Below are 8,949 nucleotides of genomic sequence, written 5' to 3'. Positions count from 1 at the left end.
CATGCGGCTCAACGGAGTTCGGGACAAGACGGTCTCGATGAGCACCGTGGACGCCGACCGGATGGACCTGACCGGCCGCAAGATCGCCGTGGTCGGCGGCACCAACGGCCTCGGCCGGGCCATCGCCCGCCTGGCCGCCTCCCGCGGCGCCAAGGCCGATGTCGTCGGACGGACCTTCCGCGACGACGGCTCTCAGGGCATCGGCTTCGTCCGCGCCGACCTGACCTCCATGCGCGAAGCCGCCGAGATCGGCCGGACTCTCCCCGTCGAGGACGCCGACGTTCTCCTGTTCACCACCGGCATCTTCGCCGCCAAGACCCGTGAGGAGACCGCCGAGCACGTCGAGCGGGACATGGCCGTCAGCTACCTGAGCCGCCACGCCATGCTCCGCGGCCTGGCCGCCCGCCTCGGCGCCGACCGCCCCGCCGACGCACCTCGCCCGCGCGTCTTCGTGATGGCCGCGCCCGGCACCGGCACCCTCGGCAATCCCGCCGACCTCAACGCCGACGCCGCCACCTACAAGGCCCTCACCGCGCACATGAACACCGTCGCCGCCAACGAAGCCCTCGTCCTCGCCGCCCCCGAGCGCCTGCCCGGGCCGGCCTACTTCGGCCTCAACCCCGGCATGGTCCGCACCGACATCCGGTCCAACTTCCTCGGCGACGGCTCCTTCCTCCACCGTGCCGCCGAATCCCTCATCGGCGTCCTCGGCCCCACCCCCGAGCAGTACGCCCGCCGCGTCCTGCCCCTGCTGTTCCACCCCGACCTCGACGGCCGCGACCGGGTCTTCTTCAACCCCAAGGCCGTCCCGATCCAGGCCTCCCCCGGCATGGCCGGCGCCCGCGCCGCCGAGTTCTTCGACGCCGGCGAGGACCTGCTGCGCCGCGCCCTGGCCTGACGGCCACGGTTCACTCTTTGGGGTGGCGCGGGGGTCCGGTCGGTCACGAAGGAGGGACATCGAGCCTCTAACCTCCGACCCTCCTCCGACACCCCGCCGGTAAGGACCGATGACCACGAACAGACGGACCACCCGCCACGGCTCCGCCCGGACCAGCCCCGCCCCACCGACCCGGGAGAGCGATGTCCGAGCACGAGCGCATTGACGCCTCGGCGCGGACGGACCCGAGCGCCGTCCCCGACCTGGATGCGACCTTCACCGTCTTCTACCGGACGACGGTGAAGCCGCTGTTCGGCTTTCTCCTGATGCAGGGGGCGACGCCGCTGGACGCGGGCGACATCGTCCAGGACACGATGATCAAGCTCTACGAGCGGTGGCACAGCGTCGAGTGCCACAACGCCTGGGCGTACCGGGTGGCCTCCAAGGCGCTGGTGCGCAAGATCGCCGCGGTGCGGGAGCACCCGGTGGCCGAGTTGCCGATGGCCAGCACCCTGCTGCGGGACAGCGGGATCGACCGGTGGATGGAGCTGCACGACCTCGCCGCGCCCATGACGCACCTGCCCGCGCGCCAACGTCAGGTCATGGCGTGGACGCTGTCCGGCTTCACCCCCGGCGAGATCGCCAAGGAGTTGGACATGACCGCCGACTCCGTGCGCGCCGCCCTGTGCAAGGCACGCCGATCGCTCAAGGCCTGGCGCGAGTCTCGGGAGGGCCAACAATGACGCCCGACGAGGACTGGCTGAGCGACCGGCTGTCCCGCATCGACGAGGTGCTCGACACGTTCCTGGACATCGACGCCGGCCTGGCCGAGGCCCGACTGCCGGGCCTCCAGCACGCGCTGGTCGACGCGTTGGAGGACGTGATCGACGTGGAGTCGGGCCTGGCCGCGATCGTCGGCGGCGGCGCGCGTGCCGACCGGATCGACGTCCGCGGCGCCGGCTCGGACCTGTCCCGCTTCGCTTCCGACATCGCGACGGCGCCGCCGAGCGAGCGGCTCGCGGCTCGGAGTTGGCTGCCGCTGCCGGAACTGGCCCAGGTCGGCAAGATCGCCGAACTTGAGCTGCAAGCCCTCCAGGCCGCGCGGGAACTCGAGGAGATGTCCAAGGCCCACCTGGACGGGGACGACTTCGCGATCTTCACCTCGGCGCTGGCCGATCAGCGCGGCCACGCCGCCCAGATCATCGACGCCCTGGTCGCCGAGGCCGGGCGCGGCGCCACCAAGGTGCTGGACCTCACCACCGCCATCACGCGCGACCCCGACCTCGACCATGACCGCTCCTACGCCCTTGACCACGCGCTGTCCCGGGCCCGCACGCTCGAACACAACCTGGGCATGCTTCAGACCTGGATGGCCGGCCGGTCCGGCGAGCGCGTGAAGTACTGGGCCAGCAAGATGTGGCTGCGAGAGGTCTGCGGCTATGCCCGACTGCTGGACCAGTCGTTGACCGGCGCGCTGGCCCGGTGCCTCAACCACACGCGGCACTGCGTGTCCGACGAGGCGATGCGACAGGCGCTGGCCGGCGACGTGTCGCACGTGATGGCGCTGGATCTGGTGGACAAGACCTGCGAGGTGCGGGACCGACGCCGGGCCGAGCTGGTGCGCAGCGTCGCCGACGCGGTGGACGCCGTCGTGCAGGCCGCCAGCCAGGTCGTCGGCGCCGATCTGTCCGATGTGGACCTGCGGGGTGTCCCGTTGGAAGGCCTGCGGTGGTCCAGCACCACCCGCTGGCCGCCGGACTGGGAGGCGTGGGTGCACCGCAACTCCGTGTCCGTCGGTCGCGACCTGTACGCCATCCGCGCCGGAAAGTCCGATGTGGACGCCGTCGCCAGCGCGATGGCCTGAGCCCCCAGACCATCTGCCCGACCCGACTCCACTGGACGCGGACGCAAGACGCGATGGAACACCCCATGACGGGCGCCGGACGCCCGCAGCACCGGACGATCTTCGGCGTGGACGTCGAAGGCTCCACCGAGCGATCGAACACGGCCAAGGCGGTCTACCGACGTTCCCTGTACGAACTGGTCGACGCGGCACTGCACGACGCCGGCATCGACGCCGCCTCACGCGACGACTACATCGACTGCGGCGACGGCGTCATGGTGCTGGTGCACCCCGTGGCGGAGGCTCCGAAAACCGTGCTGCTCGACACCGTCGCGCCCCGACTGAGCACGATGCTCGCCGAACGCAACGCCCTCGACCCCGACCACCGACTCCGGCTACGGGCCGTGCTGCACGCCGGCGAGATCCACTTCGACCAGCGCGGATGCTTCGGCGAGGCCCTGGACCTGGCCTTCCGCCTGCTGAATGCGACCGGCACCAAACGAGAACTGCGGGCGGCCAGCGGCCCCGTCGTGCTGGTCGCCTCCGACGACATCTACCGCGGCGTGGTGCGGCACGGCTATCCGGGCATCGACGCGGAGCAGTTCGCGCCCCGGGTACGGGTGCGCGTGGCCGGTCACACGCACCGGGGGTGGATCCGGGCGATGTCGTGAGTCAGGGCCGGACCGCGCCGAGGATGATCCGGGCCACCAGAACAACGGCCGCTTCACCGTCCAAACGGGACGCGACGACCTCACGGGAGAGGGTCTCGGCCGCGCCGACCACGCCGAGTAGCAAGGGCTTTCCGGTGGCGGAGGGGAGCTTCACGAAGCGCCGAACGGCCTGGAGGAAAACGTCGGCGTAGCGTTCCCGGCCGGTGCGCAGGATTTCGTCGATCTCCGGCGTTGTCGCCAGCGCGGCCGTGACGGGACCGAACTCGCGGCCTATGTGCAGCACACACTCCACATAGGACCGGGCGAGCACCGTGGCGCATTCCTCCAGGGTGTCGGCATTGGCCGCCAAGGCCGACCGGGCCGCAGCGACCTGCTGGTCGTCGATGCGCCGGTAGAGCGCCTTGAGCAGGCCGATCCGGGTCTCGAAGTGCTTGTACGCGATGGGTTTGGTGACTCCGGCGTCCTCGGCCACACGGGTCAGGGTGAGGGCGTCGGCGCCCTCGGCCCGCACGATGGCGCCCGCGGTGTCCAGGAGCTGGTCCCGCCGCTCATCCCAGGACAGCCTCGGTCCGGCCACGCCACCACTCCCACCCCGCGACAAGTTACTATTCGTATCTTACCGCACTGACGGCTCAGGACTGGTCCGGCCAGAAGTACTCCTCACCCAGCTCGTCGAAGTAGCGGCTCTCCAGCCGCGTGTACATGGCCAGCGCCGCCGACCACGGCCGCGAGCACGAACGGATCTGCACCACGCGATCGTCCACAAAGGTCAGCAGGTTGGCGATGGTCAGCGGCCGGCCGGAGACGTCGACCTGGAAGAAGGCCAGCCGCTTGTCGCCCTGCGCCAGGCCGGAATCGGCCCAGTGCCGCATGCCGTAGATCGACGACGCCAGGGTGAGCACCTTGTCGGCCTCGGACTGCGGGGCCGCCGCCCGCCGCAACACGGGGCTGAGGAAGGACAACTCCGGGTCGTGCGGGAATGTCATGTCGGCCGTGCGAGCCTCGCCGGTGTCCTCGGCCAGGTCGGGCACCGCCCATGTGCCGGCCGGCAGGTCGTGCACCGTGGCCTTCACCTTGTCCCGCAACAGGGTGAACGGGCGCATGCCCTGGACGAAGCTGGCCAGCTCGGTCAGCCGCCCCTCCTCGTAGGTGGCGCGCAGGATCTGCAACGTGGGCTCGCCGTCGATGTCGCCGGCGACGACCAGGCCCGCCCGGCCGATCTCCTCGAAGCTCTCGATGATCTTGGGGTGGTCGATGCAGGCCGTCTCGGCGGCGATCAGCTGCACCGCCTGCTCACGGGAAAGTCGCGCGCTGTCGCTGAGCGCACTGTGGAAGGCGGCGCTCGGGGTCGCCATCGACAGCATCCGTTCCACGGTGAGTCCCGTCGACACCGCGTCGGCCAGCCATACTCGCATCTCCATCACCTCTCGGGGCGGAACAGGTCGGCGTTCGAGGTCAGAAAGTCCTGCACCAGAACGGGTTCACGGCCGGTCACGCGCCGGAACAGGCCGGTGTCGGAGTAGTCCGCGTTGCCGCGTTCCAACGAGTTGGCGACGGCGTGACCACAGGCGGTGATGTGCCGGGCCATGTCCGGCTTGAGTAGACCGGCGTGCGGCGAGGCCGCGAGGTCGAGGAGCTCGGCCAGCCAGGCCTCACGGCTGATCGGCTCGAAACCGACCGGACGGTCGAGGACCTCGCCGAAAACCTTGGTGATCTGGTGGAAGTCCAGCACCTCCGGCCCGGGCAGGTAGTGCGCGGCCTTGTCCGCGAACAGCTCCGGCCGCAGCAGCGCGGCCACGCAGAACTCGGCGGCGTCCAGGGCGTTGAGCCAGCTGACCGGGTTCTCGCCGAAGCAGTTGCGGATCATGCTCTCGGTGCGCACGGAATGCTTCCACAGCAAGGGAATGTCCTCGTGGAACATCGCCGCCATGCGCAGGATCGTCACGTCTAGCCCGGCCCACTGGAGGACCTGCTCGGACAGCCACTGGTGCCGGCCCAGGTGGCTGGGATGCGTCGGCGTCGCCGGCCCCATCGACATCACCACGGTCCGCGGCGAGCCGCCGGTTTCCCTTACGGCCTGGGCATAGTTGGCTGCGGCCGGCACGATGCCGGCGTCGACCGGGAAGGTGAAGTAGACCGAGGACACCCCGTCCACGGCCGAGGCCAGGCTCCGGTGGTCGGCCAGGTCGCCGACGACGAGCTCGGCACCGAGTGCGGCCGCCCGTTCGGACCGTTCGTCCAGGCGGCGGACGAGGGCCCGCACCGGGATGCCGTGCTCACGCAGCCGGCGGACCACATAGGCGCCGGTGCCGCCGTGACGCCCGGTCGCGCCCGTGACAAGAACCGTCACACCGCTCTCCAATTCTGCCGTTTACCCAGCTCACAGGCCATGCGATTCGGTGAATGAACCGAAGGTAGCACGGATTAGTTCGGTGACCGAACCAGAACGGGTAGAATGGGCAAGGGGCGCTACCGGCACGGACACGGGCAGTCGGGCGCCGACCGGAAGGACCACCGCGATGACCATCCATGAGCTCGTCGAGACCGACCGCGCCCGGTCGTACGACTGGGAGGACCCGCTGCTGCTGGCCACGGCGGCCGGCCGGATGACCGGCCTGGAGTTCCTCACCGCGTACACCGAGGGACGGCTGCCGCACCCGCCCGCCCTGGTGACCAACGGAATCCGGCCGGTGGAGTTCGCCGACGGCCGGGCGGTGTTCGAGCTGACGCCGGCCGAGTGGCAGTACAACCCGATCGGCTGCGTGCACGGCGGCGTGCTGTCCACACTGGCCGACAGCGCGCTGGGCTGCGCCGTGCACACCAAGCTCGGCGTCGGATTCGCTTACACCAGCCTGGAACTGAAGATCAATTTTACCCGGGCCGTGACCGTCGCCTCCGGACGGCTGCGCTGCGTCGGCACGGTGGTGACCTTCGGCCGCCGCGTCGCGACCTCCGAGGCCACGATCACCGACGAGGCCGGCCGCGTGGTCGGGCACGCCAGCAGCACCTGCCTGATCATGGAGCACTCGTGACCACTTTGGACAATCCGTTGCACGCCTCGCTGACCGGACCGCACGCCCATCTCGCGCAGCGACGCGGCAACGCGGTGCGCTATCCGGCCGACATGTCGCCGTTCATGGCGCTGCCCGACCGGGCCACCGCGGCCGACTGGGCGGACATCGCGGCGCTGGCCGGCGAGGAGGTTGTCCTCAGCGGCCCGCAGGGCGAGCCCCTGGCCGGCTGGGAAGTGGTGAATCGCTTGCCGCTATTGCAGTTCGTCGACGACGGCATCGCCGCCGCGCCGGACGAGGAGGCCGTGCGGCTCGGCCCGGCCGACGTGCCCGAGATGCTGGCCCTGACCGCGGCCACCAAGCCCGGCCCGTTCCTGCCGCGCACCATCGAAATGGGCACCTACCTGGGCATTCGTCGGGGCGGCCGGCTGATCGCGATGGCCGGGGAACGCATGCACCCGCCCGGGTTCACGGAGATCAGCGGCGTCTGCACCGACCCCACGGCCCGTGGACAGGGACTGGGCACGCGGCTGCTGCTGGCCATCGCCGCCGGCATCCGCGAGCGCGGCGAAACGCCGTTCCTGCACGTCCTGGCGTCCAACACCGACGCCGTGCGACTGTACGAGCACCTGGGCTTCGCACTGCGCCAGAAGACGGAAATCGTGGTGGCCCGCCGGGAGACTCCCGGCGGGCCGTGATCACCACTACGCGAGGTTGGCCTCAAGCGTGATCTCGGGCACGCCCGCCAGCGCGCGGCTGACCGGGCAGCCCGCGTTGGCGCCCTCGGCGAACTCGCGGAACTGGTCGGCGTCGACGCCGGGCACGTCGCCCTTGGTCACGAGCTCGATCTTGATGATCGTCGGCACGCCGTCGACCGGGCGCAGCGTGACCGAGGCGTCCGTCTCGATCGAGGTGGCGGTGAAGCCGGCCTTGGACAGCGCGCTGGCCAGCGCCATCGAGTAGCACGAGGCGTGGGCCGCGGCGATGAGCTGCTCCGGGTTGGAGCCGGGGCCGTCCTCGAAGCGCGACTTGAAGGTGACGCCTCCCGAGATGTTGTTACCCGCGTTGAACTGCCCGGACCCGGTGGGGATGTCCCCGTTCCAGCTGGCGTGGGCCTTCGAGACCGGCATCTGTTGTCCTCCTGGCTAGTCCGACGATCATGGCGAGTATGCCGCAGGCCGTCTGGTGGTCCCACCAACGCCAGGCGAACTCGACGATCCGTGCACACCTGTTGTCACCACCCGTCACGGACCGTGGACAACAGCTGTTGTCACGACCTTACGCTCACCGAACGGCGTGCGGCGGAGGTGAGACCAGCCGCCGGGCCCGGTCGACGAACGCCGCGAGGTCGGGATGCCGGCCCGGACCTGGCTCCCAGGACAGGCAGAGCACGGTGGCGGGCTCGTCGACCACCGGAATGCCTCGCAGGTCGGCCGGCCCCGTTATGCAGGGAAGGACGCCTTACCCTCGTTCAACGCGGGTAAGGCGTCCTTCCCTGCATCGGGCATCGGGGGGAGCCGCGAGGTGGCGCGGTCCGCTCTGCTGCGCCGCCGCCGTTTCCCGTGTCAGATCAGCCCCTCCCCGGACCGCGAACGCAACCGCGTGCGAGCGGTTGTGCGGTTCGGAGCGCACCGTCACGTCGTGCAACAGGCTCTTGACCGTGCGCTCGAAAAGCGGTGAAAACGCGGACTCCTCATCGACCGGGCCGAACACCCGAGGCCACGAACCCTTTGTCCGGAAAGCGCTTTCTTGACAGGCGTGTCCGGGTGATTGTAGAAGTGAGAACGATTACAACCTGCCGCCGCGCCAACCGTTCGAAGGACAACTGGGAGGACGCAGTGGTCAACCTCTTGCCGTCGCGGGCAGTGCTCGCCGGCGTTGTGGGCGCGGCAATGGCCGTGACAGTGGCGGCGGGTCCGGCGGAAGCCAGCGCGACAGCGGCGGGTCCAGCAGCGGCCGGTCCGACAGCGGCCAGCCCAGCGACGGCCGGTCCAGCGACAGCCAGCCCGGCAGCGGCCGACGCCGCGGCGGCCGGCGCCAAGGCCGGTCCCACCCTGAGCAGCACGGCGTTCGCGGACAACGCGGCGATTCCCGACCACTACAGCTGCGCCTTCGACCACAAGGCGGGCCGGGACGTGTCGCCGCCGCTGACATGGACGGCGGGCGACAGCAACGCCAAGGCGTACGCGATCGTGCTGCGGGACGTGGCCAACGGCGGGGACAAGGTGCACTGGGCGATCTGGAACATCCCGGCGGCCACGCTGTCGCTGCCGGAGGGCCTCGGCTCGGGCTACACGGTGCCGAACCAGAACGGGGCCAAGCAGAAGGCGATGGGCAGCGGCACGACGGCCCAGCAGTTCTTCGGCCCCTGCCCGGGCGGCCACGAGCACCCGTACACGTTCACGCTCTACGCCCTGAAGTCGGCCACGGTGCCCGGCCTGAGCTCCTCGTCGAGCATGAGCCAGATCGAGTCGGCGATCAAGAAGGCCAGCAGCGCAAACGTGGTGCTGCACGGAAAGTCGTCGGCGGCGGCGAACTGACGCCGGA

Annotated in this window: 10 protein-coding genes and 2 pseudogenes; 7 read left to right on the top strand and 5 right to left on the bottom strand. The window is 70.3% G+C overall.

What is annotated here, in order from left to right:
* From KUTG_RS45600 to KUTG_RS45585, 4 genes are all read left to right on the top strand, one after another.
* On the top strand, window positions 1-898 hold an 898-nt coding region (locus KUTG_RS45600; protein ID WP_232241290.1), incomplete at its 5' end, for a Rossmann-fold NAD(P)-binding domain-containing protein.
* Window positions 899-1,080: 182 nt separating this feature from the next.
* On the top strand, window positions 1,081-1,620 hold the full coding sequence (locus KUTG_RS45595; RefSeq protein WP_052396185.1) for a sigma-70 family RNA polymerase sigma factor: 540 nt from the start codon (window positions 1,081-1,083) through the stop codon (window positions 1,618-1,620).
* Window positions 1,617-2,741 carry a hypothetical protein gene (locus tag KUTG_RS45590; RefSeq protein ID WP_043726159.1) on the top strand — a complete coding sequence of 375 codons (1,125 nt, stop codon included), beginning with the start codon at window positions 1,617-1,619 and terminating at the stop codon, window positions 2,739-2,741. Before KUTG_RS45595 ends, KUTG_RS45590 begins: the two co-directional genes overlap by 4 nt.
* A gap of 65 nt (window positions 2,742-2,806) precedes the next feature.
* Window positions 2,807-3,391, top strand: a complete 585-nt coding sequence (locus KUTG_RS45585) for a hypothetical protein (protein WP_043726156.1) — start codon at window positions 2,807-2,809, stop codon at window positions 3,389-3,391.
* A 1-nt stretch (window position 3,392) separates the two neighbouring features.
* Here the strand turns inward: KUTG_RS45585 and KUTG_RS45580 are convergent, their stop codons facing one another.
* Genes KUTG_RS45580 through KUTG_RS45570 form a run of 3 tightly spaced genes read right to left on the bottom strand, consistent with a single transcriptional unit; the run spans window position 3,393 to window position 5,741 of the window.
* Window positions 3,393-3,968, bottom strand: a complete 576-nt coding sequence (locus KUTG_RS45580; protein ID WP_043726155.1) for a TetR/AcrR family transcriptional regulator — start codon at window positions 3,966-3,968, stop codon at window positions 3,393-3,395.
* Between the two features lie 55 nt (window positions 3,969-4,023).
* On the bottom strand, window positions 4,024-4,806 hold the full coding sequence (locus KUTG_RS45575) for a hypothetical protein (protein WP_157495249.1): 783 nt from the start codon (window positions 4,804-4,806) through the stop codon (window positions 4,024-4,026).
* 5 nt (window positions 4,807-4,811) lie between these two features.
* Window positions 4,812-5,741 (bottom strand): NmrA family NAD(P)-binding protein, encoded by a 930-nt coding sequence (locus KUTG_RS45570; RefSeq protein ID WP_198047558.1) that lies wholly within the window; start codon window positions 5,739-5,741, stop codon window positions 4,812-4,814.
* Window positions 5,742-5,910: 169 nt separating this feature from the next.
* On the opposite strand from KUTG_RS45570, the gene KUTG_RS45565 reads away from it, so the two are divergent.
* Both KUTG_RS45565 and KUTG_RS45560 read left to right on the top strand, forming a co-directional pair.
* Window positions 5,911-6,423, top strand: a complete 513-nt coding sequence (locus tag KUTG_RS45565) for a PaaI family thioesterase (RefSeq protein ID WP_043726151.1) — start codon at window positions 5,911-5,913, stop codon at window positions 6,421-6,423.
* A complete protein-coding gene (locus tag KUTG_RS45560; RefSeq protein WP_198047557.1) occupies window positions 6,420-7,100 on the top strand; it encodes a GNAT family N-acetyltransferase in 681 nt (226 codons plus the stop codon). Before KUTG_RS45565 ends, KUTG_RS45560 begins: the two co-directional genes overlap by 4 nt.
* Before the next feature lie 6 nt (window positions 7,101-7,106).
* Here KUTG_RS45560 and KUTG_RS45555 read toward each other — a convergent pair whose 3' ends face one another.
* Both KUTG_RS45555 and KUTG_RS64690 read right to left on the bottom strand, forming a co-directional pair.
* Window positions 7,107-7,532, bottom strand: a complete 426-nt coding sequence (locus KUTG_RS45555; protein WP_043726150.1) for an OsmC family peroxiredoxin — start codon at window positions 7,530-7,532, stop codon at window positions 7,107-7,109.
* A 445-nt stretch (window positions 7,533-7,977) separates the two neighbouring features.
* Window positions 7,978-8,070 (bottom strand): annotated as a pseudogene (locus KUTG_RS64690) (DNA-binding response regulator); the annotation flags it as partial.
* A 383-nt stretch (window positions 8,071-8,453) separates the two neighbouring features.
* On the opposite strand from KUTG_RS64690, the pseudogene KUTG_RS45550 reads away from it, so the two are divergent.
* Window positions 8,454-8,942: pseudogene (locus KUTG_RS45550) on the top strand (YbhB/YbcL family Raf kinase inhibitor-like protein); the annotation flags it as partial.
* Window positions 8,943-8,949: the final 7 nt, after the last annotated feature.

The organism is Kutzneria sp. 744 (assembly GCF_000568255.1).
Lineage (GTDB): Bacteria > Actinomycetota > Actinomycetes > Mycobacteriales > Pseudonocardiaceae > Kutzneria.
This window is presented reverse-complemented; position numbering and strand designations above follow the sequence as displayed.

Bases quoted from the DNA above. Each gene is read 5' to 3' on its own strand.
- KUTG_RS45575 (WP_157495249.1), bottom strand. From the start codon at position 4,806: ATGCGAGTATGGCTGGCCGACGCGGTGTCGACGGGACTCACCGTGGAA.
- KUTG_RS45595 (WP_052396185.1), top strand. From the start codon at position 1,081: ATGTCCGAGCACGAGCGCATTGACGCCTCGGCGCGGACGGACCCGAGC.
- KUTG_RS45590 (WP_043726159.1), top strand. From the start codon at position 1,617: ATGACGCCCGACGAGGACTGGCTGAGCGACCGGCTGTCCCGCATCGAC.
- KUTG_RS45555 (WP_043726150.1), bottom strand. From the start codon at position 7,532: ATGCCGGTCTCGAAGGCCCACGCCAGCTGGAACGGGGACATCCCCACC.
- KUTG_RS45585 (WP_043726156.1), top strand. From the start codon at position 2,807: ATGACGGGCGCCGGACGCCCGCAGCACCGGACGATCTTCGGCGTGGAC.
- KUTG_RS45565 (WP_043726151.1), top strand. From the start codon at position 5,911: ATGACCATCCATGAGCTCGTCGAGACCGACCGCGCCCGGTCGTACGAC.